Genomic DNA, 22,579 nt, shown 5'->3' with positions numbered 1-22,579 from the left:
TTCCTTAGGCGAGGGCAAACACGCCAAACATCAGGGTGGAGACAGTGGCAATGGTCAGACCGACTGCAGTTTCGTAAGGGATAAGTTTCAGGCGCTCACCTACCCCCATGTGGACGCTGCCACCGGTGGCATGGAAAAAAGAGCCGTGGGGCATGTGGTCAAACACGGTGGCACCGGCATGGATCATGGCCGCCCCGGCCAGACCGCTGATCCCCAGTTCAATCAGGGTGGAGCTGAATACGTTGGAGGCCACCACGGTACCGGCGGTGGTCGAGGCAGTCGCCAGCGACATCAGGGCACCGGAGATGGGCGCCAGCAGGTAAGAAGGCAGACCGGAGGCGGTCAGGCCGCTGATCAGCACATCTTTCAGGCCGGAGTTGGCGATGATGCCCGCCAGGGTACCGGTACCCAGCAGCATGATGGCGACCGGCGCCATACGAGCGAGGCCGGAGACCGCAAACTGGTTCACCTTGCTGAATTTACCCATCATCAGGGCGCCGACCAGACCACCGAGGGGCAGCGCAATCAGCGGATCCACCACGATACCGGCAACAGGACGCAGAGCCAGCAGCAGGATGGCGACCAGCGGTGCACTGATGGCGGCGGCAAAGCCTGGCAACTTGGCACCGGCAAAGCTCACCACCTCATCAGCAGCAACCTTGCTGCCCTTGTTGTTCAGACGCTTGGCCAGCCAGTAGGCCATCACCAGACCGAACAGACCCGGAATGATGCCCGCCGCCATCACAGAGGTGAGGGGCAGATGGAAGGCATCAGCCGCGGCAATAGCGTTAGGGTTGGGGGACATGACGTTACCCGCCTTGCCGCCGCCGATCATCGCCAGCAGGATGGCCGCCTTGGAGAGGTCGGCACGGCGGGCGATGGCCAGCGCGATGGGGGCGACCGTGATAACGGCCACATCCACGAATACGCCGACCGCAGTCAGGATCAGGGTTGCCAGCGCCAGCGCCAGCAGGGCGCGGGTTTCACCAAGTTTCTTGACGATGGTCTCGGCGATGGTGGTGGCCGCGCCCGATTCGATCAGTACACCCGCCAGCACACCGGCCGCCAGGATCCGCATCACCGCAGTGGTGATCCCCTGGGCGCCGCCGATCATCAGGGCGACGGTCTGGGTCAGATCGGCACCGCCAATCAGGCCACCGGCCAGGGCACCCACGATCATGCCGTAAGCGGGCGGCACCTTCTTCAAAATGAGGATGATGGCGATGGAGAGCGCCGCGATGGCGCCAAGGGCTGTAACCGGGATCATGACGGACACCTTCAATGGGAGTGAATGGCCGCCATTATGGAGATCTGCAATCAGAATGCTTTGGCTGATTAACCAAAAATCACATCATATAAATGTATTTTTTTGTCTAAATTCACAATCACAAGTCGAGATTAAGGCCGAGATAGAGCAAAAATTTGTCGTCTAACTTGTTGAAATTCAACCCGGTTATCTGCTCTATCCGCCCCAGCCGATAGCGCAGGGTATTGGGGTGAATGAACAGCGCTTCGGCACAGCGATGCAGATCACAATCCTGCAAGAAATAGTGGCGCAGGGTCTTCTGCAGCGCCCCCTTGCCATCTTCCCGGGCCAGTTTCTGCAGCGGTGCGCGCAGCTGATCCGCCTGCCAGGAGTCCGCCAGACTCCCCAGCAGCACCGGCAAACGGTAGTCCTCAAAGAAGTAGACCTGTTTGCGCGGCGCCTGCCGCATGCCACGGCGCAGGGTATCCCGCGCCGTCTGGTAAGAGCGCGCCAGCCCGTCGATCCCGGCGAAGTAATCGCCCACCGCGATATGCACCTTGAAGTGGGGAATGCGGGCCAGCAACTGCTTGATCCGGCTGCGCTCCTGCGCCGATTGCCAGACGCCCTCACTCAACTGCGCCGGTTTGAGCACCACTATCTCGTCGAGCCCGTTGATGGCGACCAGATTGTCCCGCTCCGGATTTTCCAGCTGATGGACCAGCTCTCGCAGACGAGCCGGATCCGCCTCCTCCAGCGCCAGCACGGCCACCACCCGAGGCTGGGCCAACTCCAGTCCGAGAAAACGGGCCGCCTGCTGCAATTGATCGACTCGCCCCTCACCACGAATGAGCTGCAACACCAGCTCCTCCTTGTGGCGCTTGTCCCACTGCAGCTGCTCGGTGAGCGCCGCCTGCTCCAGGATCAGCTCGGCGGTCATTCGCACCAGCTCAGCGTAAGCACGCACTTCCTCCGGATCGCCGGAGATGCCGATCACCCCGATCAGCTCCCCCTGATAGGAGATGGGCAAATTGATGCCTGGTCGCACCCCTTTGAGCTGCAGGGCTGTCGCTTCGCTAATCTCCACCACCCGGTTTTCAGTGAGCGCCAGCACGGCCCCTTCGTGACGCTGATGGATCCGCTCCGGATTGCCGGACGCAATGATGAGGCCGTGTTCGTCCATCACGTTGACCGAAAAGGAGAGGATCTTCATCGCCCGCGCGACGATCTGGCGGGCAAGGTTATCGTTTAGCTGCATAACATCTCCGGACAAGGGGCTGATCTGGCTACGTCACCACGAGGCGATTCAGGGCACATGGGCGCAAAGATGCCACATCATCAAGACAAGCGAGAGGGGGATCGCTAGAATAGGTCACTTTACCCGATGTGTGCCCCGCCATGGAGCAGGAATTGCGTGCTTGCACCCGCCTGCCCGTGCTGGCCCATCCCTCCGATCTGGACTGTGCTATGGATTATGAATTTCGCCGCGACCCGTTTGGTGGCTATCGCGCCCGGTTCTCCATGGGCCATGAAGCCATCGGTCAGTGGCTGATCGACGAGGTTGGCAAGGATGAGGAGAAGCTCGACGAGCTCTTCTCCATCATTGATCAGCTCTCCAACCGCACCCGAGTCGAATACCGGCTCAACGGCGGTGACTACTCCCTGCTGCTGACCCATGAAGAGGCGGAGGTGAAAGCCAACGCCCTCAATATCGAGCTGGGTGAGGATCTTGACGATCTCGCCTACTACGATGATGAACAGCTGGCCATGTGCGGGCTGGAAGATTTTGCCCAGGTGCTCGGCTCCTGGCGCGCCTTTATCCGTAACGAGGATATGGGCTGATTGACCCAATGTCGGGCAAATGTGCCCTTTTGCCTAACTCAACAGGATTGACTATGTCTATTTACGATTTTGATGACGAACTGCCGGAAGACGAAGAACAGGAATCCACCAAGAAAGCGGCTGCACCTGCCAAGAAGAAAGGCAAGCAGGTGATGAACACTCAGGTCAACCTGAGCCCGCGCGATGCCAGCCGTCTGAACGGCATGCACGTTGAAGCGATCGCCACGCTGGACGACGTCAGCCTGCCGAAGAACGTCATCTTCAAGGCTGGCCTGATCGCCCTGGGCGAACTGGAAGCCGGCAAGCGCGCCGATATCATCGCCCGCGTGATCGCAGAATCAGGCCGCTAATCGCCCCTGAAGGCATAAAGAAAGCCGGAGCCACTGCTCCGGCTTTTTAATTGGTGCCAATCTGCTCTGACTCAGGGTTGCTCACAGCGCAGCAGACGTGGCTGTCCCCAGGGAACCAGTTGGTCGTAATGGCCACTGGCACGTGCCGCAGCCAAGGCTTCGTTGAAGCGTTCTATCAGTTCGCGTCCATTTTGCATCTTGCGCGACACCAGCAAATAGAAGGTATCCCGCTGGCGAAAATAGGGGAGCGGTTGCAGATAGTTCGGGTCGCCGAACACCTGCATGCTGGCGTCCGCCGTCACCGCATCATTCATCGGCATCAGATCAACCCGTTTCCGCTCAAGCAGTTGCAGACATTGCACCAAACTCTTGGGGCGAGTGAGCCGCAATGAAAAACGGGCAATCACCTCATCTGCGTGACTGGTGCTCCAGCTGGCAGGAATACAGACTCTCAACCCCTGCCACTTGCCATCGAGTACCGCATCACTGCCACGATAGGTGAACCAGGAGAGGTGATCGATATGAATGGGGGCGCTGTAATAGAACAGCTTGGCTCGCTCACGCGTCCAGGCATAAGGGAAGGTGGCGGATGCCAGGCCGTTGCGAACCAGCTCGTAGCCCCGGTTCCATGGCAGGTAATCCACCTTCAGCTCGTCATAGCCAGCCTCGCGCAGCAGGGTCGTCACCAGCCGGGTGCTCTGCCCACCATCAGGCAGCCCGGCCCCGGAATAGGGCGAAAAATCTCCGGTTACCAGCGACAGGGGGGCGCATGACAACCATCCACACCAACAACAGAACAACCAGCCATAGTGCTTCATCGCCATCCCTCTCTTTACTCTCCAGTTCAGTATAGGAGGCTGACCCAAATAACCCGGTCTGGTTGCCTTTGCGCCAACGCCCCTGCTAAGGTGCTGCGCTTTTGTTACAGAGGAGTTCCGATGTTACCCCTACCTGACATACTGATCTGGGCAGCACTGGCACTGGCCACCCTGCTCTGTATGGCACGCCAACGCCTGCCAGGTTTCCTGCTGCTTGCTGTGGCTCTGCTGCTGGCGCTCTGGCTGGATCGCATCACCACGACCGCACTGCTGGTGACGCTGGCAGCCCTGCTGCTGGCCTGGCGTCTGCCCACCTTCTCCGGCCATAGCCGCCCCCTCGCATGGTCAGCCCTGCTGGCATGGGCGGTGGCACTGACCCTGCACCTGATCCCCGGTTTCAGCAATCTCAAGGTGCTGGATCAGGTACTGGCAGGCCCCGCCAGTGTGCCATTCAACATGTATCTGAACCTCGACAAGCCACTGCTCTTCTTTGGGCTGCTGCTGGCCTGTCCGACGCTGCTTGGTAAGGGAGGCGCTATCCGCTGGCGTCCGCTGGCTCTGTTACTGCTGCCGCTGGGTGCCCTGCTGGTCATCGCCTGGCAGTTGGGGGCACTGAAACCGGAAGTGGATCTGCCCCACTGGTGGTGGCTGTTTGCACTCAACAACCTGCTGTTCACCTGCGTGGCGGAAGAGGCGCTGTTTCGAGGCGCTATTCAGCAGGGGCTGACCGAGCGTTACCGCCCCTAGATTGGCATCATCGTGGCCGCGCTACTGTTCGGAGCCATCCACCTGCCCGGTGGCCCACTGCTGGCGCTGTTTGCGACCCTGGCAGGCTGCTGCTACGGCTTGGTATTCCAGCTCAGCGGGCGACTCTCCGTGGCCATCCTGATCCACTTCGCCTTCAACTTCGCCCATCTGGTGCTCTTCACCTACCCGCTGGCCAGAGCCTGACGGTCAACTGCGCGGCGTCTTGCCCTTGAACTGCTTGACGCTGCGTTTGGCCTGAGTACGGCGATTGGCCTGCTTGTCACGAGGGGGGCGTTTGCCCTCCCCGCTGGCAGGCTGGTCGGTGACCGGGAATCCCGCCAGATCTCCCAGCGGCAGCTCGCGGCCGGTCAGGGTGCGGATGGCTTGCAGCATGTCACTCTCGCCATGACAGACCAGCGAGATGGCCAATCCCTCGCGGCCAGCCCTGGCGGTACGCCCGATGCGGTGAACGTAGACAGGGGCACTGGCGGGCAAGTCCAGATTGATCACCAGCGGCAGCGCCTCCACATGGATGCCGCGCGCCATCAGGTCAGTGGCCACCAGCACCCGCACCCGACCCTCCTTGAAATCATTGAGCGCCTGCTCGCGCACCGCCTGCTCCTTCTCGCCATGGAGAGCAGCCACAGCAATGCCCGCCTTGGCCAGCTTTCTGGCGACCCCGTCGGCATCATCCCGCGCACTGATAAAGACCAGCACCTGCGGCCACGCCTGCTCCTTGAGCAGGCTGATGAGCGCCGGCACCTTGCTGCTCTTGTTGACCAGATAGAGTCGCTCTTCGATCTCGTTCACCACGCTGTTGAGGGGTGTGGCCTCGATACGGGTTGGCTCACGCAGCAGGCCGTTGGCCAGCGCCTCCAGCTCGGCAGGCAAAGTGGCGGAGAAGAACAGGGTCTGGCGATCCGCCGGAATAAAGCCGAGCAGCGCCTTGATGTCGGGAGCAAAGCCCATCTCCAGCAGGCGATCCGCCTCATCCAGCACCAGCAGCTGCAGACCATCCAGCCCCAGCAACTGTTGGGTCAGCAGATCCCGCAACCGCCCGGGTGTAGCCACCAGCAGCTGTGGCCCCTGCGCCAGTTCGGCCTGTTGCCGCTCCTGCGCAACGCCCCCACACAACGTCACGATGCACAATCCCAGCGCCTCGGCTCCCTCTTTAAGCGCGGCAGATACCTGAATCGCCAGCTCGCGGGTTGGCACCAGCACCAGACCCTGCACCTGGCTGGAGGCAGGATCCAGCCGTTGCAGCAGCGGCAAACCAAACGCCAGCGTCTTGCCGCTGCCGGTCTGGGCCAGTGCCAGCAGATCCTGCCCCGCCAACGCTGCCGGAATCGCCAGCTGCTGGATGCGGGTCGGCGTCTGCAAGGTGGCGGGCAAAGAGGCCTGCAGAGCGGGATGGAGGGCAAGTTCGCGAAAGGTCATGGCGCTACGTTAACAAAGAGAAGTGGGAGGCGAAGTCTAGTGAGCGGGGGCCGAGAAGTAAAACCCTATCCATGATGGCAAGGCCAAGGGGGGGATTGCAACGGGCTGACTACACTTGAGCTGACCCATCACAGAGAAAACTGTCATGACCAGACACATCCCCACCCTGCTGCTGACCAGTGCGCTCCTTGGCAGCATCTCGCTCGGCCTGTCCGGCAGCACGGCGAGCGACAGTGCGGCCGAACAGGCCAAACCGGTGCGTACTCTTAACGCGCATCTCGGTGAGCTGCCGGGACTGATCAATGCCGACAAGACAGGACCTTTCGTTGATTTAGTGCGCGCCATCGACGATCTTCATCCCGATGTGACCATCAGGATCACCATCTATCCCATCGCCCGGGCCATGGCCGGAGTGATCGCTGGCAAGGCAGATCTCGGTCTGCCCGCCATCCGCAATCTCAGGGAGGTCGATATGCTCCCCTACCGTTTCAGTACCCGCAGCTTTGGCAAGGTGGCCCATGTGATTTACAGCAATACTGCCCATCCGGTCACCACAGATATGGCCTATGGCATAGTGCCCACCAAACGGGATCTGCTGATTGAAGCCGTTCCCGACTATATGCCCTTCTCGGTACAGCGCTCGATGAGTATCGAGCAGTCACTGCGCAAACTGTCTCGGGGTCGCATAGACGCCTTTGTCTGGGCACAAGAAGAGGCGGACCTGATGCTGAAAAATCTGAAGCTGACCAATATTCGCCGTGAATTCTTTGGTGATTTCGAGGATGTCTTCATCATCCAGAAAGGGGGGAGCGGGGATGAAATAGACGAATTTTTAAGTCGTTCCATTGAGCAACTCGCCGCCACCGGCAAACTGGCCGAGATCTACGAGAAGATCCACCGCCCCTATGTGGAGTGGCAACCCTCCCCACCCGCCAAGGCTGAACCGGCGACCACCCCGCCCGCAACCCCCTGAACAGACAATTCCCGCATAAAAAATCCCGCCGAAGCGGGATTTTTTATGGCTTGCGGCCTTACAGCACGGCCAGCGCCGCAGCGTAGTTCGGCTCGTCGGCCACTTCGGCGACCAGCTCGCTGTGCAGCACCTTGTTGTCACCATCCAGCACCACGATGGCGCGAGCGGTCAGACCGACCAGCGGACCGGAAGAGAAGGCCACGCCGTAATCTTCCATGAAGGCGGCACCGCGCAGGGTAGAGAGGGTTACTACCTTGTCCAGACCTTCGGCGCCGCAGAAGCGGGACTGGGCGAACGGCAGATCGGCGGAGATGCACAGCACGACAGTGTTCTCCAGCGCGCTGGCCTGCTCGTTGAACTTGCGCACAGAGGTCGCGCAGGTCGGGGTATCGACGCTCGGGAAGATGTTCAGGATTTTGCGCTGACCGGCAAAGCTTGCCAGGGTCACGTCGGAGAGATCCTTGGCCACCAGGGAGAAGGGCTTGGCTTGCTCACCGGCGACCGGGAAGTGACCAGCGACGGAGACCGGGTTGCCTTGCAGAGTGACTGAGTTGCTCATGTGTTATGTCCTTTATTGGTGTAGTAAAAATCCGGGTGATCAGTATAGGGGCGGCGGGACCAGACAAACACCCGCGAAGACAAGGGATATAAAGGGGTTGACCTTGGACTTAACACCAAGGTTTAGACTCCTTCTCGGTAATCAGGGATCTCGCAGGGGCGGGATCCATCAAGAGGGACTCATCATGAGCAAATCCTGCTGCAATCATCAGCACACTGCCCCCATCAAGGCCGTCAGCAAGGCGACCTCCGGCCAGAGTGAGCATCACCACGATAGCCACTGCTGCGACAACACCACGCCCGTCAGTTGCTGTTCAACCCAGACACCTCATGAGCACGCATCCCGTGACGGCAATGAATCCCCCGGGGATGAAGAGCCTCCCCGAGGGGGCTGTCACGATCAAGCGTGCTGCAGCCCCCCCTTATCGCCAGCTCACGATCATAAGCATGAGCACGATATGCCCCCTGCCGACCCGCTGGTTGCGCCGGAGCAAGGTAACAGTCGCCATAGCTGGCAGGTGTTGGGGATGGATTGCCCCAGCTGCGCCCGCAAGATCGAGACAGCCGTCTGCCGGGTGAGCGGCGTGCAGCAGGCACGCGTGCTGTTTGCCACCGAGAAGCTGGTAGTGGATCTGGCCCCAGGCCTCTCCCCGGATCCCGTCACCGCCGCTGTGCTGGCTGCCGGTTTCCAGCTCAAGGGTGCTCAAGCCACCAGAGCCCACACAATCACAAAGGGAGCAACACGCCAAAGCCCGCTGCTGAACACCCTGGGCAAATATTGGCAGCCCCTGTCACTGGCCAGTCTGATGCTGGTCGCTGCCCTGCTGCCGAAAGATCTCGGTCAGCCACTCTTTACCCTGGCGACCCTCTGGGGGCTGTGGCCCATCTCCCGCAAGGCGTGGGCGCTGACCAAAAGCGGCTCCCCCTTCGCCATCGAGACCCTGATGACGGTCGCCGCCCTGGGCGCCCTGTTTCTCGGCGAAACCGCCGAAGCGGCCATGGTGCTGCTGCTCTTTATACTGGGTGAACATCTGGAGGCCTACGCCGCCGGACGCGCCCGGGCCGGAGTGACCGCCCTGATGGCGCTGGTACCCGACAAGGCGCTGCGCATCCGTACCACTGCCGAGGGCGAGGTGCGGGAAGAGGTAGCTGCCGATGAGCTGCGTCCCGGCGATATCATCGAAATCGCCCCAGGTGCCCGTCTACCTGCCGACGCCCGCCTGCTCGATGAACTCGGTGCGTTTGACGAAAGCGCCCTGACAGGTGAGTCTATTCCGGTGGAACGCCGTCAGGGTGACAAGGTGCCGGCCGGTAGTCTGGCGGCCGATCGGGTACTGCGTCTTGAAGTCGTCTCCGAGCCCGGCAACAACGCCATCGACCGCATTCTGCACCTCATCGAGGAGGCCGAAAGCCAGCGCGCCCCCATCGAGCGCTTTATCGACCGCTTCAGCCGCTGGTATACCCCGGCCATGATGCTGGTTGCTCTGCTGGTGGTGCTGGTGCCGCCCCTTGCCTTCAGCCAGAGCTGGGACGAATGGATCTATCGCGGACTGGCGCTGCTGCTGATCGGCTGCCCCTGCGCGCTGGTCATCTCCACCCCGGCAGCGGTCACCTCGGCGCTGGCCGCCGCCACCCGTCAGGGAGCGCTGATCAAAGGGGGGGCCGCGCTGGAGCGACTGGCCCATATCGATACCGTGGCGTTTGACAAGACCGGTACCCTGACCCTGGGCAAGCCGCAGCTGACCGAGCTGGTCAGCCTCAATGGCCAGCCGGAGGCCGAGTTGCTGGCGCTGGCGGCTGCCATCGAGCAGGGCTCTCACCACCCGCTGGCCCGCGCCGTGGTCGCCAACGCGACCGAACAGGGGCTGACGCTGGCGGAGGCCCGAGACTTGCGTGCCCTGCCGGGCATGGGCGTTGAGGGACGCATCAACGGTGAACTGTGGCAACTGCTGGCACCGAACCGGGTGGCGACCCTGAATGTGGAACAGCAGACACGGATTGGTTCGCTGGAGCGGCAGGGCAAGACCGTCGTGGTGCTCTGCCAGAGCAGTGGCGACCAAGCGCTGCCGATTGCCCTGCTGGCGCTGCGGGATCAGATCCGGCCGGAGGCAGCGGCCGCGCTGCAAGAGCTCAACCGACTCGGGCTCAACAGCATCATGTTAACCGGGGATAACCCCCGTGCCGCCGAGGCGATCGCCACCGAGCTGGGCATGGGCTGGCGCGCCGGTCTGCTGCCGGAGGGCAAGGTCAATGAAATTGCCAAGCTCGCCAGCTCGCAGAAAGTCGCGATGATCGGCGATGGCATCAACGATGCCCCCGCCATGAAGCGGGCCAGTATCGGCATAGCCATGGGGGGCGGCACCGATGTGGCGCTGGAGACGGCAGATGCGGCGCTGACCCACAACCAGCTCGGCGGTATTGCCGCGATGATCCGGCTGTCGCGGGCGGCACTGGCCAATATTCACCAGAATATCGCGCTGGCGCTGGGGCTGAAGGCCATCTTCCTGGTCACCAGCCTGCTCGGCATCACCGGTCTGTGGATTGCGGTGCTGGCCGATACCGGCGCCACCGCGCTGGTGACCGCCAACGCCTTGCGGCTGCTGCGCAAGCGTTAAGCCAGCCGATAGCATCCCAGCCAAAAGCCGTCCCCCAACCGGGACGGCTTTTCTTTTTCCTCTCATTTCTCTCACGGCACCCCGTAAAAGAAAAAGCGCGCCTGCCGGTCGGCAGTCGCGCTTTGCTTACTCTCTCGGAGTTATCCCACCCTTGGCAAGGTGGAATTCAACCCGGGGGCGCCGAGCCATCCCCCGGACTCAATGGCTTGCTTACTTGACGCTGCACTCCTGAATGACGGCTGTGCCCGCCTTGACGCCAGCCGGGTCAACCTTCACCAGCACACTCCACAGCCCCTGCGGCAGGGTGATGCTGTTATTGGCACTGCCCCCCTTGGAGAAGGCGAACGAATAGCCGGTTTCAGCGTTCACCGCGCCGCCACCGTTGAGCAGGTACTCCTTGCTCCAGTCCTCGTTGGCGACCTTGAACTCGGTGCTGCCAGCGTAGTTGAACGCCGCCTGATAGATGGCGAGATCGCCGTCCATCCCCTTGTAGCTCAGCTGGTACTGAGGTTGGGCTCCCCAGCCGGAGAGCTCACCCTTGACGAAGAGGTTGTAGCCAAGCGGATTGCCCGCCACCGTATCCAGCACCTTGCAGCTCTGCACAGGCTCGGTGAAGCTGACGCTCAGGGTCGGTTTGTCCTTGTTCATGGCGGTAAAGACAAACTTGTAGCTGCCTGCCTTGGCCAGATCGACACCGATATTGCCGGTTTTTCCCCCCTTGCAAAGGGTCAGCGGAGTGCCAACCACCAGCTTGTCACCGGCGTTACAGCTGCCGTAGTTGACCGGCCCCCAGCTGGCGTCAGCGATCTTGACGTTGGTGGTACCCAGCTTGTCGGTGCTCACCTCGGTAGTGAACTCGTACATAAAGTTGCCGCTGAAGGTCATCTGGTTGGTGTTGCCCCACTCATCGAGGAACCCCTTCAGATAAACATCGGTGTTGCCAAACGGTGGCAGGGTGCTCAGGTCGGTCTTCTTGCTGACCGGCAGGCCCGCACCCTGTGCACCAGACTGCGGCTTGACGAACACAGCGGCAGACCAGGCCCCCAGCGTCAGCTGGCCGTTATCATAGGCGGCGCCGCTGGCGATGCTGTCGACTGCGCGATGCTTGCTGCTTAGCACCATACCGCTCAGATCGATCGGCTGATCGTTACCGTCACGGAAGTCGCCGATGCTCTGGCTCTGGTTGCTGGCGTTGATCATCACCACCAGACCGTCGATGGCCGGATCCAGATCCGCTCCGGCACTGACGCCATCATCCACAGTCATGACGATAAGGCCCGGCACCTGATCCGGGCCGGTATTGCGGAAGTCGACCCGCTTGATCACCTCGGCGCCACTGCCCAGACGCAGCAGGCGGGATGAGTTGCGCAGCTCCGCCAGCTCCTGATAGAAGCTCACCATCTGCGCCATCTCGGCCGAGCCCGGCTTGGCATGCTTGCCGAGCACCTGCTCGATCAGTGGATAGTTGTCGCCATCCTTGTCCTTGCGCGGCAATCCCTTGTCGAAGTTGTTGTCGCCCAGGGTGTAGTCGACCTTGTTGTACCAGTCGCCCGAGTCATAGCTGTCCCGCTCCATGGATTTGGAACGCAGCAGCTCGACACCGGCGTGGGTGAAGGGAATGCCCTGACCCAGCATGGCAGTCGCTAGCGAGACCCCCTGCATCCGCACCAGATCGGCTCCGGCAGGCGCCTTGTAGATCAGGTTGTCGAACAGGGTCTGGTTGTCGTGCTTGTCGACATAGTTCTGCACTTCCAGCGGATCCTGGGCATAACCGGCAGGCTGACCGTTGTAGTCGATCTCGGCGCCTTTCTTCGGCATGCCATCCTTGTCGGTCAGCACGAACTCCTTGAGGTTGCCCGCCATGCCGAGCCGCACCAGATCGGACTGGTGCAAGGCCGTCGCCAGATCCACCTTGCTCATTTCGTTAGGAGCGACGAAGGCACCGTTGCCAAAGCCCTGGGTCTTGCGAATGGTATCGCCACCGTCGAACGGACTGCCGCCGCGCACCGCATCGCGCAAGCGATCGGAGAAGGAGCCGATACCGGTACCGCCCAGATGCTTCTGGGTAGCCTGCACGAAGCGCTTGTCATCCTGCACTTCGCCGAAGTTCCACCCCTCGCCGTAGAAGTACATCTCGGGATTGACCTTCTTCACCGCGGCCAGCGCCTGCACCATCTGATCTTTCGGATGGTGGCCCATCAGGTCGAAGCGGAAGGCGTCGATCTTGTAGTCGCGCGCCCAGGTGACCAGGGAGTCATCCATCAGCTTGGCAAACATGGCGTGTTCCGGCGCCGTGTTGGAGCAGCAAGTGGAGTTCTCCACCGAGCCGGTCTCCGGATTGAGGCGCTGATAGTACCAAGGCACTATCTTGTCGAGCACCGACTTGGGGCCGAGCCCGGATTCGTTGGTATGGTTGTAGACCACATCCATCACCACGTTCATGCCGATGTTCTGCTTGATGGCCTTGACCATCTCGCGGAACTCCAGAATACGTTTGGTCCCCTCGGCGTTGGTGGCGTAGGAGCCTTCCGGCGTGGTGTAGTGGTAGGGATCATAACCCCAGTTGAAGGAGTCGACGCCGCGCAGGTAACCGGATAGCTCCTGCACCTGCGGATTATCCTTGCTGTCGCCCCCTTGCAGGTCGGCCAGCACATCTCCCACGGTCTGGCCGCCACCGCAATAGCCACCAAATTTGGATGTTTTCACATCCGGATTGACCTGACAGAGCTTGCTGAAGTCATCGCCGAGATTGGCCACCTTGGCCGGATCCTCGTTGACGGTGGCGATATCGAACACCGGCAGCAGGTGCAAGTGGCTGACGCCGCTCTTTGCCAGCGCTTTCAGATGGTTGACCGGTACAGAGTCGGGCTGGGTCAGACCGACAAACTTGCCGCGCTTCTCTTCATCGGTGGAGGCATCGTTGCCGGTCAGGTCACGAACATGGGCCTCATAAATAGTGATGTCGGCGGGGTTCTGCTGGCTGTGGGGCGCCTTGAGGCTGTCCCACCCTTCCGGTTTCAGGGCCGGGTCCTCGAGATCCACTACCTGACTGAACTCGGAGTTCATCGCGAGGCTCAGGGAGTAGGGATCGGTCACCTCGTAGTGCTCAACCTTGCGGCTCAGCGGATGGTAGACCTCCATATCGTAGCGATAGAACTGGCCGATCAGCTCGCTGCCCCCTTCATAACTCCAGCTGCCGCTGGCGCTGTCAAAGGTCATCGCTACCTCGCCACTCTTCTGGTGGCTGGCGTTGTAGAGGGCCAGCTTGACCGACTTGGCGGTCGGCGCCCAGAGACGGAAGGTCACCCGATTGCCCTCTACCACGGCGCCATAGCTCAGCTTGGTCGCCTCGGGAGCATAGAGCGCATCGAGGGCGCCGGCGCTCTGCACCAGGGTGGCTCCTTGCAGGATACCGTCGGCATCGGTGCCGATAGCCACCAGCTCACCCTTGAGCAGGGGCTTGAGATCTTTCCCGGCAGGCAGGGCAAAGGCGGCCGCATCCTTGAGGTGCGGATATTTGGCCTGCTGCTCGGCAGTCAGGCTGGTCGCGGTCAGGCTGATATAGGGGAAATCGAACACCCCATCGGCATTGGCCTTGATGGTGCCCGAGTCGGTGTAATAGAGGCGAACGTGGGGCTTGTCCTTGCCCCCTTGCCAAATCAGGGTATTGCCATCGATCAAATGAGCGCTGGCCCCCGCCACGCCAAAGGCGGCGGTAAAGGCTTCGGCACGGCTGCCAAACAGATCTTTCTTGCCCGCGACAATGGCCACGGTGCGATCCGGGTGCTCACTGAAGATCACCTTCATATCGCTGCCGGTCAGGTTGGCCAGATCGCCGTTGCGGGCGATAAAGTTGATGCACCCTTCCACCTTGTTGAGCGGAACGACCCAGGCCGGACCAAAGCTGTCGGCGGTGGCCGGTGTCTTGCTCTTGTCATCCCACCCGGTATTCAGGCTGCTATCTGCCGTTGCCTTGCAGGCGTCGTTGTTCCAAAGGTGCAGGCTGTAGCTGTCAAACGGTGCCTTGGCGCCTTTGGCTGCCGACTGGGTATCCACCAGTGCAATGACCACCTGATTGTCGCCGGCAACCAGCAACTCTTTCGGGGGATCCATCTTGGGCAGACGAGCGACAGGCCCATCGGTGACTTCAGGTGTAGGCGGTGTAGGGGGGACGGGGTTCACACCGGAGGCATCAGAGCTGTTGTCATTACAGCCAGACAAAAGCGCGAGCAGTGAGGCTGTTACCAGCGCCACTTTGGTCTTTTTCATATCCATATTTTTATAATTCCCGCTGTAGTTAGTCTCGATAGTCGAGCACCCGGTCATTGCCAGGCGGTGCCATATTAATCAGCGGTAATCGATTCAAATGTGAGCGAGAGGGCAAAAAAACCATCCAGTTTCAACAAGATAACGTTTTCAGACTGAAACTTCGATCCGGCTCACAGACCTCGCGGCCATTTGGCCTCATATCTGGAAAACGGCAGTCACGGGGTCAGAAAAGCAATGTCTGATCAAGTGGATAGACAAGGAGTAAGCAATGAAACGGATTGAAGAGCAGGCAAGACGACTCGATCAGGAGTATCAGGCGATCGGGCAGCTGTTCGACCAGTTCTGCCAGCAGGCAGGCGCCCTGGCCGAACAGTATCACTTCTTCAACTGGCCCGATTATGAAGACTCACCCCCGCTGAGCCGCGCCTTTACCCTGCTGGGGGAACCCCGCGAACTGCGGCTGCGCTGTCAGCCCGGTGAGCGCTCCGCCCTCAATGGCCTGATCCAGGTGGTCTCGGAGGATGGCACCATAGATGCCAGCCTCGGATTTCGCGCCGATGGCCAGTTGCTGCTGGAGTCCGGCAAACTGCTGGACAACCCGCCCGGACTGCTGCTCAAGTTGCTGCTCGGCGCAATCTGGCAACACAAGCCGCAGGCCGATCTCTCACAACAGGAGATCTAGCTGCGGAGCCAACTGTTGAGTCGTTCTGGCTATTGTGGCCGCAGCACGCATCCACAATAGCCTGTGTCGAATGAAGGCGTGGTGGATTTACACCAGAGCATCACTCCTCGCTACGCCCAGCCCCCGGCAGCAAATGTCCTGCTACTCCGGTTGCAACGGCTCCGCCACCTTGCCCTCCAGCTTTCTGACCGGCTTTTGCAGGATCAGGTTGGCCGGATAGGTGACCAGATCGCCGTTGTCATCACGCACCCGCACATAGAAGAGGCCGATCTCGGTGATGACGCCGGTGACCGAATCATCCTTGTCGAGGATGCGGATCCGGTCGCCAATCTTGTAGGGGAAGGCGAAGAAGATGGTGATGCTGGCGGTGATGTTGGAGAGGATCGACCACTGGGCGACCATGGCGACCCCCAATACCGCAAAGAAGGAGGACGCGAGCACCACCAGTCGGGAGAAGTCGAGCCCCCACACCCCGGCCAGCACCAGCAAGGTGGCACAGCCGAGCAGGAAGTGGAACACATGGGCCACGTAGAGCACCCGGTTCTCGCTCACCTGCCTGCTCTGACCGAGCGCCAGCAGGCTCTTGTGAATCAGCCGCCGGATCAGGGTATGCCCCAGCAACAGCAGTAGGGTCAGACCAATTGATTGCCACATGGGTTATGCCTCCTTACCACCAGCGCCGATGTTTGAGCCAGATAGCCAGCCCGCTGGCCAGCGCCACCAGCGAACCACAGAAGACCCAGAAGGCGGTCGGATTCTCGGCCCCGGGAATGCCCCCCAGGTTGATGCCAAACAGGCCGGTCAGGAAACTGGCGGGCAAAAAGAGCAGCGCCATCACCGACATCTGGTAGGCGCGGCGGTTGGTCGCCTCCGCCATCAGATTGTTGATCTCGTCTGCCAGCACAGCGGTGCGCGCCACCCCGGCATCGAGGTCGTCGAGCCAGCGCCGCAGCCGATCGGCGATATCGAGCAGACGACGGCGATCATCCTCATCCAGCCAGCTGATCTTCTCGTTGGCAAGGCGCGCCACCAGATCCCGCTGGGGGGAGAGGTAGCGGCGGATCATGATGAGCTGCTTGCGGATCAGCGCCAAGCGGCCATTGGCGGGCATGTCGCGCATCAGCACCATCTCCTCCAGATCGAGGATCTTGTCGTGCAGTTCCTCGACAAACTCCCCCGCCCGATCGGTCAGGGCATCACAAATCTCCACCAGCCAGTCGGCCGGGGTATCGGCGCCGCCCCCCAGCTTGAGCTGGTTGAACACATCCTGTTCGGAGAGCAGCGGACGACGACGGCTGCTGACGATGAGATCCGGGGTGATGAAGATGCGCAGCGCCACCATCTCTTCGGGCCTGTGATCCTTGTTGTGGTTGATGCCGCGCAGGATCAGCAGCACCGTCTCCCCCATCCGCACCAGCTTGGGACGATTGCTCTGGCCGAGCAGCGACTCCCTGGCCGCCTCGCTGAGCAAGGGGGTCTGCAACAGCCAGCGCGCCGAATCGGGATTGCCGTAATCCAGATGCAGCCAGCCGGGATGTCCCGCCGGGACTTCGCTTCCCGCCATCAGCGGCGCCATGCCCCCCTTGCCATCCAGGGTCAGGGCATAAATCACTTCACCGGGCACCCGATCCATCTCGTCTCCTTCTCGTTTCATGTGCTGGCCCCAGCTTACACCAAAGGCGGGGCCGACTCAGCCCCGCGCCGGGAAGGGGAGGCCTGTGTTAACATGGCCGCTCTCGTTTTCATCCGCTTTCACTACAGGAAACCATGCCATGCCCATCTGGGTTGATGCCGATGCCTGCCCCATTCCGGTCAAGGAGATCCTCTACCGCGCCGCCCACCGCGCCCAGGTCGTCACCACCCTGGTGGCCAATCAGGGATTGCGGGTGCCCCCCTCGCCTTTCATCAAAACCCAGCAGGTGGAGAAGGGATTCGATGTGGCAGATCATGTCATCGCCCAGCAGGTTCAGCCCGGCGATCTGGTGATCACCGGTGATATCCCCCTCGCCTCCTGGGTGATCGATGCCGGTGGCGAGGCGCTCAACCCCCGTGGCGAGATCTACACCCGCGAGACCATCAAGGCGCGGCTCGGCATGCGCAACTTTATGGAAGAGCTTCGCTCGGCCGGCGTGCAGACCGGCGGCCCGGCCCCCTTCAATGCCGCTGACAAACAGCGCTTCGCCAACGCCCTCGACAAGTGGCTGGTCAAAGGCAAGCTGTAAAGAGACCCTAAAGGCGCCCAACATGGGCGCTTTTTCGCCGTAACATCCTGATTTTTAAAATAAGAGCTGACCACAACCGTCAGGCTGGTAAGATGCGCCGCCATCTTGTCCACGCCGTAATCATCATGACCGCCCAAGGGCACCTGCTCTTCTCCGTTACCTGCACCCTGATCGCCCACAAACTGCAGCTCACTCCGGCCCTGGCAGATGCCAGTCTGTGGCAGACCATCCCTGCCGCGCTGGCCAGCGCCCTGTTGCCCGACCTCGACCACCCCAAATCGGTGCTGGGGCAACGACTGCCGTGGATCTCGAAACCTCTGTCGCGGCTGTTCGGGCATCGCGGTTTCACCCACAGTCTGCTGGCGGTCGCCGCTGCCGTCTGGGGGCTGAACCAGAGCCTGCCGCCGGACACCTTGCCCATGGGGGTCAAGGATGCCCTGATCGTCGGCTACCTCAGCCATCTGCTGGGGGACTGGCTCACCCCGGCGGGCATTCCGCTCTTCTGGCCCATCAAGCGCCGTTACCGCCTGCCGGGCTGGTCGCTGCGCAGTGGCGGCGCCATCGAAACCGGCTTTTGCACCCTCACCCTGCTGGTTGCCGGCTGGTGGTGCGGCTGGCGCCTGTAAGCCAGAAATAAAAAAGCCCCTGACGAGGTCAGGGGCTCAAACCGTGGCAGATGCCACTGAGGATCAGATCATGATGCCTGCGATAACAGCAGAGAGCAGGCTGACCAGAGTTGAACCGTAGACCAGCTTCAGACCGAAGCGGGAAACCATGTTGCCCTTCTCTTCGTTCAGCGCTTTTACCGCACCGGCGATGATGCCGATGGAGCTGAAGTTGGCGAAAGAGACCATGAAGATGGAGAGGATGCCGACGGTACGCGGGGAGAGCTCGGCAGCAATCTTGCCCAGATCCATCATGGCCACGAACTCGTTGGTTACCAGCTTGGTCGCCATGATGGAGCCCGCTTGCAGCGCTTCACCACTCGGGATACCCAGGATCCAGGCGATTGGATAGAAGAGGTAGCCCATGACGTACTGGAAGTTGACACCAAACGCCAGCTCGAACAGGTAGTTGACCAGGGCAATCAGGGCGATAAAGCCCACCAGCATGGCCGCCACGATAACGGCCACGGAAAAACCGGCCATGATGTACTCGCCCAGCATCTCGAAGAAGTTCTCTCTCTTCGGCGTGTGGTGCTCGTCACCTTCGGCAATGGCCTTGATGTCGGTTACGGAGTTATCCGGCTCGTAGGGGTTGATCAGCGACAGCACGACGAAGGTACTGAACATGTTGAGCACCAGCGCGGCAACCACGTAGCGCGGCTCGATCAGCTGCATGTAGGCACCGACGATGGACATGGAGACGGTAGACATGGCCGTCGCCGCCAGGGTGTACATCTGCTTCTCGTTCAGGTGCGGCAGGATGTTCTTGAGGGCGATGAAGTTCTCGGACTGGCCGACGATCATCGAGCTGATGGCGTTGAAAGACTCCAGCTTGCCCATGCCGTTGATCTTGGCCAGCACGGTACCGATACCGCGGATCACCAGCGGCAGCAGACGGATGTACTGCAGAATACCGATCAGCACGGAGATGAAGACGATGGGCATCAGCACCATCAGGAAGAAGGAGAAGGCCCCTTCGTTGACCAGGCCACCGAACACGAAGTCGGTACCCTGTTTGGCAAACTCCATCAGCTTGGTGAAGCCGGCGGCGAAGCCACCCACCACCGCCAGACCCACTTCGGAGTTCAGCATGAACCAGGCCAGCGCCAGTTCGACCACCAGCAGTTGGCCGATATAACGCAGCTTGATTTGTTTCCAGTTGTGGCGGTTAGCCAGCAGAGAGAGAGCGAGGACCATCACCAGTCCGAGCACAAAGTGAACGTATTCCATACCTGTAGCACCTGAGTAAATTGTAATTTTTGACCGGCGCCATCATAGACATTTGCACATTTAAAAATCAGATAGCCATCACAATCCCGCGCAATATTATGGAGGCAGGATAATACAAACGTTTTTAAATTAATTGTGCAATGAACTGATATTAATCGCGCAACACAGATAACATAAATCCTTTTAAAACATAATGTTGAGTAGTGGTGGCGCCGTTTTCATATTCTTTGAAAATATTTAATCAGCATTTTCGCAACATTCCTTGTGGCGCAGTAACTGCTCGCATAATATTTTCCAGTCATTATATTAAAATACTGAAAATAGAAAACGTTTATCCATGATAAATAATTAGATGAGTGTTTGAAAAATAGTCCTTATTACATTGTCAGTGCTCGCCCGCGATCGGTTTGGCAACAAATGAACCTTTCATGGCCCCTCGTGACCAGCCGTTCAAAAATCCGCCACATCCGATGCCACATTCTGGTATGATGCGCGGCCTTAGCGCTCGCGCATCCCCGTTTTCTCCGAAATAGAGTCCTTTTGTGAACAACAGCGAATTTAGCAGCCTCAATCTCTCCCCCGCCCTGCAAGAGAACCTCACCAGCCTGGGTTACCTGCAGATGACCCCGATCCAGGCCCAGAGCCTGCCCCTGGTGCTCGATGGCAAAGACCTGATTGCCAAGGCAAAAACCGGCAGCGGCAAGACCGCCGCCTTCGGCCTCGGCCTGCTGGCCAAGCTCAACGTCAACCGCCTCGAAGTGCAGGCGCTGGTGCTCTGCCCGACCCGCGAACTGGCGGATCAGGTGGCTCAGGAGATCCGTCGTCTGGCGCGCGCCCTGCCCAACGTCAAGCTGGTGACCCTGTGCGGCGGCACCCCGACCGCACCGCAGTCCGCCACCCTGAGCTTTGGTGCCCACATTGCCGTCGGCACACCGGGTCGTATTCTCAAGCATCTGGAGCAAGGCACGCTGGAGCTCTCCGGCCTCAAGACGCTGGTGCTGGATGAAGCGGATCGCATGCTGGACATGGGCTTTGGCGAAGATATCAACCGGGTCATCAGCTATGCCCCCCAGCAGCGTCAGACCCTGCTCTTCTCCGCCACCTATCCGGAAGGGATCGCCCAGATGAGCCGCGGCGTGCAGCGCAATCCGGTCGAGGTGAGCGTGGAGTCCCTGCACGAGGGGAGCGCCATCGAACAGAAGCTCTACGAAGTGCCTGCCGGTCAGCGCCTCGACGCCCTCACCTGGCTGCTGAGTCACTACCAGCCCAGCTCCTGCGTGGTGTTCTGCAACACCAAGCGCGCCTGTAACGACGTGGCCGACCATCTGGCCGCCAAGGGCTTCTCGGCGCTGGCGCTGAACGGCGATCTGGAACAGCGGGAGCGGGATCAGGTGCTGGTGCGTTTTGCCAACGGCAGCGCCACCATTCTGGTGGCCACCGACGTGGCGGCCCGTGGCCTCGACATCAAGGAGCTGGGCGCCGTCATCAACTACGAGCTGACCTACGATCCGGAAGTGCACGTGCACCGCATCGGCCGTACCGGTCGTGCCGGCCAGCAGGGTCTGGCCCTGAGTCTCTATCAGCCGAACGAGGCCCAGCGCGTCAACTTTATCGAAGAGTACCAGCAGGCTCCGATGCCGCTGGGTGATCTCGACAGCATCGGCCGCGACATCAAGCCGATCGCCCCGCAGATGGCGACCCTCTCCATCGATGCAGGCCGCAAGACCAAGGTGCGGGCCGGTGACATTCTGGGTGCCCTGACCGGTGAAGGCGGCATTGCCGGCGCCGATGTGGGCAAGATCCAGATCTCCGAACAGTACTCCTACGTCGCGGTGAAGCGCAGCGTGGCGAGCGCCGCCCTCAAGCGGTTGCAGGAAGGCAAGATCAAGGGTCGCAGCTACCGCGCCCGCAAACTGGGCTAAGGTTTTTTGCAAGCCGTTAGCCAGACCACAGGCGCCTGACAGGCGCCTGTTTCATATCTCCGATGCCGCCATGCGGCAAGACAGGCACCATGACCCAAGCAATCCAAACCGATGTGAGCTGCCAGAACTGCGAAGCCTGCTGCTGCCGCCTCGAAGTGATGCTCTTTACCGATACCGGCGTGCCGGACCGTTATGTACTGGAACGGGATGGCGAGATACCGGTCATGCGCCGGCTGGACGATGGCTGGTGCGCCGCCCTCGACCGCAACACCATGATGTGCCGTATCTACGAGGTGCGGCCGTTGATCTGCCGCGAATTCGAAATGGGTGAGCCCGACTGCGTTGACGAACGGGACAAGTGGTTTATCAAGCTGGATTGACCAGGATCCTCGAATGCACTCACCACGATGATGTGCCCCATCCATGTACGAGTACGAGGTGCGGCCGTTGATCTGCCGCGAATTCGAAATGGGTGAACCCGACTGCGTTGGCGAACGGGACAAGTGGTTTATCAAGCTGGATTGAGCCAAGGCCAGTCAGGATACGGGTGGTCAAGCGCTCGCAGGTTCACAGGGAGCGGTGTTGAGCTGCTCTCCCAGCCACTGGATGGCCGCTGCCTCTTGCTCGAAGTAACGTACCGCCCGAAAGGGTAATCCCTTGAAGATGTTATCCGCCAGATAGCGCTTGAAGCCCCCTACGAAGACCACCGCCAGAAACTGACACCCACTCTCGGCACACCAGCCAAACTGGCGACGAAAACGGGCCAGCACCTCGGGCCCGGCCGCTTCAAACTCGGTCGCGACCTCGACAATCCCCCAGGGGCCATCCATCAATCCGGCCAGTTCGTGACGAAAGCGCGCCTCATAGGCCATGGCACCAGCCAGATTGAAGGGGCCACTCGGGCGGCAGATCAGCATCTGGCCCCTGCGCTCCATGTCGAATTGCCCATGTGGCTGCATGACTGCTCCCATTCCGTTACCACCACCATCGCCTGCAAATTGTTACC

At 60.7% G+C, this 22,579-nt stretch carries 19 protein-coding genes and 1 pseudogene; 10 read left to right on the top strand and 10 right to left on the bottom strand.

Going from position 1 to position 22,579, the window contains the following annotated elements:
* Positions 1–4: 4 nt before the first annotated feature.
* Together ACTG2G_RS13830 and ACTG2G_RS13825 are read right to left on the bottom strand one after the other, a co-directional pair.
* A complete protein-coding gene (locus ACTG2G_RS13830; RefSeq protein WP_429204232.1) occupies positions 5–1,267 on the bottom strand; it encodes a GntP family permease in 1,263 nt (420 codons plus the stop codon).
* A gap of 118 nt (positions 1,268–1,385) precedes the next feature.
* A complete protein-coding gene (locus ACTG2G_RS13825) occupies positions 1,386–2,501 on the bottom strand; it encodes a sugar diacid recognition domain-containing protein (protein ID WP_043820514.1) in 1,116 nt (371 codons plus the stop codon).
* 209 nt (positions 2,502–2,710) lie between these two features.
* Between ACTG2G_RS13825 and ACTG2G_RS13820 the strand changes: the two genes are divergently transcribed.
* Together ACTG2G_RS13820 and ACTG2G_RS13815 are read left to right on the top strand one after the other, a co-directional pair.
* Entirely contained in the window at positions 2,711–3,085 is a 375-nt protein-coding gene (locus ACTG2G_RS13820; RefSeq protein ID WP_031227767.1) for a YacL family protein, read from the top strand.
* A gap of 53 nt (positions 3,086–3,138) precedes the next feature.
* Positions 3,139–3,435 carry a hypothetical protein gene (locus ACTG2G_RS13815; RefSeq protein ID WP_005348860.1) on the top strand — a complete coding sequence of 99 codons (297 nt, stop codon included), beginning with the start codon at positions 3,139–3,141 and terminating at the stop codon, positions 3,433–3,435.
* Positions 3,436–3,506: 71 nt separating this feature from the next.
* Here ACTG2G_RS13815 and ACTG2G_RS13810 read toward each other — a convergent pair whose 3' ends face one another.
* Positions 3,507–4,211: a substrate-binding periplasmic protein gene (locus ACTG2G_RS13810; protein WP_254204244.1), complete on the bottom strand. Its 705-nt coding sequence runs from the start codon at positions 4,209–4,211 to the stop codon at positions 3,507–3,509.
* A gap of 162 nt (positions 4,212–4,373) precedes the next feature.
* Here ACTG2G_RS13810 and ACTG2G_RS13805 point away from each other — a divergent pair.
* A pseudogene (locus tag ACTG2G_RS13805) lies at positions 4,374–5,204 on the top strand (lysostaphin resistance A-like protein).
* A gap of 3 nt (positions 5,205–5,207) precedes the next feature.
* On the opposite strand, the gene ACTG2G_RS13800 reads toward ACTG2G_RS13805, so the two are convergent.
* Positions 5,208–6,437, bottom strand: a complete 1,230-nt coding sequence (locus tag ACTG2G_RS13800) for a DEAD/DEAH box helicase (protein WP_421386651.1) — start codon at positions 6,435–6,437, stop codon at positions 5,208–5,210.
* 145 nt (positions 6,438–6,582) lie between these two features.
* Between ACTG2G_RS13800 and ACTG2G_RS13795 the strand changes: the two genes are divergently transcribed.
* Positions 6,583–7,410 carry an ABC transporter substrate-binding protein gene (locus tag ACTG2G_RS13795; RefSeq protein ID WP_421386650.1) on the top strand — a complete coding sequence of 276 codons (828 nt, stop codon included), beginning with the start codon at positions 6,583–6,585 and terminating at the stop codon, positions 7,408–7,410.
* Between the two features lie 58 nt (positions 7,411–7,468).
* On the opposite strand, the gene tpx is transcribed toward ACTG2G_RS13795, so the two are convergent.
* On the bottom strand, positions 7,469–7,969 hold the full coding sequence (gene tpx / locus ACTG2G_RS13790) for a thiol peroxidase (protein WP_005341463.1): 501 nt from the start codon (positions 7,967–7,969) through the stop codon (positions 7,469–7,471).
* 184 nt (positions 7,970–8,153) lie between these two features.
* Between tpx and ACTG2G_RS13785 the strand changes: the two genes are divergently transcribed.
* Positions 8,154–10,583, top strand: a complete 2,430-nt coding sequence (locus ACTG2G_RS13785) for a zinc/cadmium/mercury/lead-transporting ATPase (protein ID WP_439985539.1) — start codon at positions 8,154–8,156, stop codon at positions 10,581–10,583.
* Between the two features lie 210 nt (positions 10,584–10,793).
* On the opposite strand, the gene pulA is transcribed toward ACTG2G_RS13785, so the two are convergent.
* Entirely contained in the window at positions 10,794–14,858 is a 4,065-nt protein-coding gene (gene pulA, locus ACTG2G_RS13780) for a pullulanase-type alpha-1,6-glucosidase (protein WP_439985538.1), read from the bottom strand.
* Between the two features lie 262 nt (positions 14,859–15,120).
* Here pulA and ACTG2G_RS13775 point away from each other — a divergent pair, with 262 nt between their 5' ends.
* Positions 15,121–15,534 (top strand): hypothetical protein, encoded by a 414-nt coding sequence (locus tag ACTG2G_RS13775; RefSeq protein WP_216952830.1) that lies wholly within the window; start codon positions 15,121–15,123, stop codon positions 15,532–15,534.
* 141 nt (positions 15,535–15,675) lie between these two features.
* Here ACTG2G_RS13775 and ACTG2G_RS13770 read toward each other — a convergent pair whose 3' ends face one another.
* Positions 15,676–16,188 carry a mechanosensitive ion channel domain-containing protein gene (locus ACTG2G_RS13770; RefSeq protein WP_005354921.1) on the bottom strand — a complete coding sequence of 171 codons (513 nt, stop codon included), beginning with the start codon at positions 16,186–16,188 and terminating at the stop codon, positions 15,676–15,678.
* Between the two features lie 13 nt (positions 16,189–16,201).
* Positions 16,202–17,167, bottom strand: a complete 966-nt coding sequence (gene zntB, locus ACTG2G_RS13765) for a zinc transporter ZntB (protein ID WP_439985900.1) — start codon at positions 17,165–17,167, stop codon at positions 16,202–16,204.
* A gap of 139 nt (positions 17,168–17,306) precedes the next feature.
* Between zntB and ACTG2G_RS13760 the strand changes: the two genes are divergently transcribed.
* Positions 17,307–17,756: a YaiI/YqxD family protein gene (locus ACTG2G_RS13760; RefSeq protein WP_005335916.1), complete on the top strand. Its 450-nt coding sequence runs from the start codon at positions 17,307–17,309 to the stop codon at positions 17,754–17,756.
* A 125-nt stretch (positions 17,757–17,881) separates the two neighbouring features.
* The gene (locus tag ACTG2G_RS13755; protein WP_216980260.1) at positions 17,882–18,382 is read left to right on the top strand and encodes a metal-dependent hydrolase; all 501 of its coding nucleotides are present in this window, start codon (positions 17,882–17,884) and stop codon (positions 18,380–18,382) included.
* A gap of 63 nt (positions 18,383–18,445) precedes the next feature.
* On the opposite strand, the gene ACTG2G_RS13750 is transcribed toward ACTG2G_RS13755, so the two are convergent.
* On the bottom strand, positions 18,446–19,651 hold the full coding sequence (locus tag ACTG2G_RS13750) for a NupC/NupG family nucleoside CNT transporter (protein ID WP_421386645.1): 1,206 nt from the start codon (positions 19,649–19,651) through the stop codon (positions 18,446–18,448).
* Between the two features lie 542 nt (positions 19,652–20,193).
* Here ACTG2G_RS13750 and dbpA point away from each other — a divergent pair.
* Positions 20,194–21,573: an ATP-dependent RNA helicase DbpA gene (gene dbpA, locus ACTG2G_RS13745; protein WP_421386644.1), complete on the top strand. Its 1,380-nt coding sequence runs from the start codon at positions 20,194–20,196 to the stop codon at positions 21,571–21,573.
* An 89-nt stretch (positions 21,574–21,662) separates the two neighbouring features.
* Positions 21,663–21,953, top strand: coding sequence for a YkgJ family cysteine cluster protein (locus ACTG2G_RS13740; protein ID WP_005341481.1), 291 nt, complete (start codon positions 21,663–21,665; stop codon positions 21,951–21,953).
* 171 nt (positions 21,954–22,124) lie between these two features.
* On the opposite strand, the gene ACTG2G_RS13735 is transcribed toward ACTG2G_RS13740, so the two are convergent.
* Positions 22,125–22,532: a hypothetical protein gene (locus ACTG2G_RS13735; RefSeq protein ID WP_005335923.1), complete on the bottom strand. Its 408-nt coding sequence runs from the start codon at positions 22,530–22,532 to the stop codon at positions 22,125–22,127.
* Between the last annotated feature and the right edge of the window lie 47 nt (positions 22,533–22,579).

Source organism: Aeromonas sp. 55A (assembly GCF_051919665.1).
Taxonomy (GTDB): Bacteria; Pseudomonadota; Gammaproteobacteria; order Enterobacterales; family Aeromonadaceae; genus Aeromonas; species Aeromonas veronii.
This window is presented reverse-complemented; position numbering and strand designations above follow the sequence as displayed.

What these genes read in the sequence shown, in the direction of transcription:
- ACTG2G_RS13740 (WP_005341481.1), top strand. Translation starts at nt 21,663, where the DNA reads ATGACCCAAGCAATCCAAACCGATGTGAGCTGCCAGAACTGCGAAGCC.
- ACTG2G_RS13755 (WP_216980260.1), top strand. Translation starts at nt 17,882, where the DNA reads ATGACCGCCCAAGGGCACCTGCTCTTCTCCGTTACCTGCACCCTGATC.
- ACTG2G_RS13795 (WP_421386650.1), top strand. Translation starts at nt 6,583, where the DNA reads ATGACCAGACACATCCCCACCCTGCTGCTGACCAGTGCGCTCCTTGGC.
- ACTG2G_RS13760 (WP_005335916.1), top strand. Translation starts at nt 17,307, where the DNA reads ATGCCCATCTGGGTTGATGCCGATGCCTGCCCCATTCCGGTCAAGGAG.
- ACTG2G_RS13750 (WP_421386645.1), bottom strand. Translation starts at nt 19,651, where the DNA reads ATGGAATACGTTCACTTTGTGCTCGGACTGGTGATGGTCCTCGCTCTC.
- tpx (WP_005341463.1), bottom strand. Translation starts at nt 7,969, where the DNA reads ATGAGCAACTCAGTCACTCTGCAAGGCAACCCGGTCTCCGTCGCTGGT.
- ACTG2G_RS13775 (WP_216952830.1), top strand. Translation starts at nt 15,121, where the DNA reads ATGAAACGGATTGAAGAGCAGGCAAGACGACTCGATCAGGAGTATCAG.
- ACTG2G_RS13820 (WP_031227767.1), top strand. Translation starts at nt 2,711, where the DNA reads ATGGATTATGAATTTCGCCGCGACCCGTTTGGTGGCTATCGCGCCCGG.
- ACTG2G_RS13785 (WP_439985539.1), top strand. Translation starts at nt 8,154, where the DNA reads ATGAGCAAATCCTGCTGCAATCATCAGCACACTGCCCCCATCAAGGCC.
- ACTG2G_RS13825 (WP_043820514.1), bottom strand. Translation starts at nt 2,501, where the DNA reads ATGCAGCTAAACGATAACCTTGCCCGCCAGATCGTCGCGCGGGCGATG.
- pulA (WP_439985538.1), bottom strand. Translation starts at nt 14,858, where the DNA reads ATGGATATGAAAAAGACCAAAGTGGCGCTGGTAACAGCCTCACTGCTC.
- zntB (WP_439985900.1), bottom strand. Translation starts at nt 17,167, where the DNA reads ATGGATCGGGTGCCCGGTGAAGTGATTTATGCCCTGACCCTGGATGGC.
- ACTG2G_RS13830 (WP_429204232.1), bottom strand. Translation starts at nt 1,267, where the DNA reads ATGATCCCGGTTACAGCCCTTGGCGCCATCGCGGCGCTCTCCATCGCC.
- ACTG2G_RS13770 (WP_005354921.1), bottom strand. Translation starts at nt 16,188, where the DNA reads ATGTGGCAATCAATTGGTCTGACCCTACTGCTGTTGCTGGGGCATACC.
- ACTG2G_RS13800 (WP_421386651.1), bottom strand. Translation starts at nt 6,437, where the DNA reads ATGACCTTTCGCGAACTTGCCCTCCATCCCGCTCTGCAGGCCTCTTTG.
- ACTG2G_RS13815 (WP_005348860.1), top strand. Translation starts at nt 3,139, where the DNA reads ATGTCTATTTACGATTTTGATGACGAACTGCCGGAAGACGAAGAACAG.
- ACTG2G_RS13735 (WP_005335923.1), bottom strand. Translation starts at nt 22,532, where the DNA reads ATGCAGCCACATGGGCAATTCGACATGGAGCGCAGGGGCCAGATGCTG.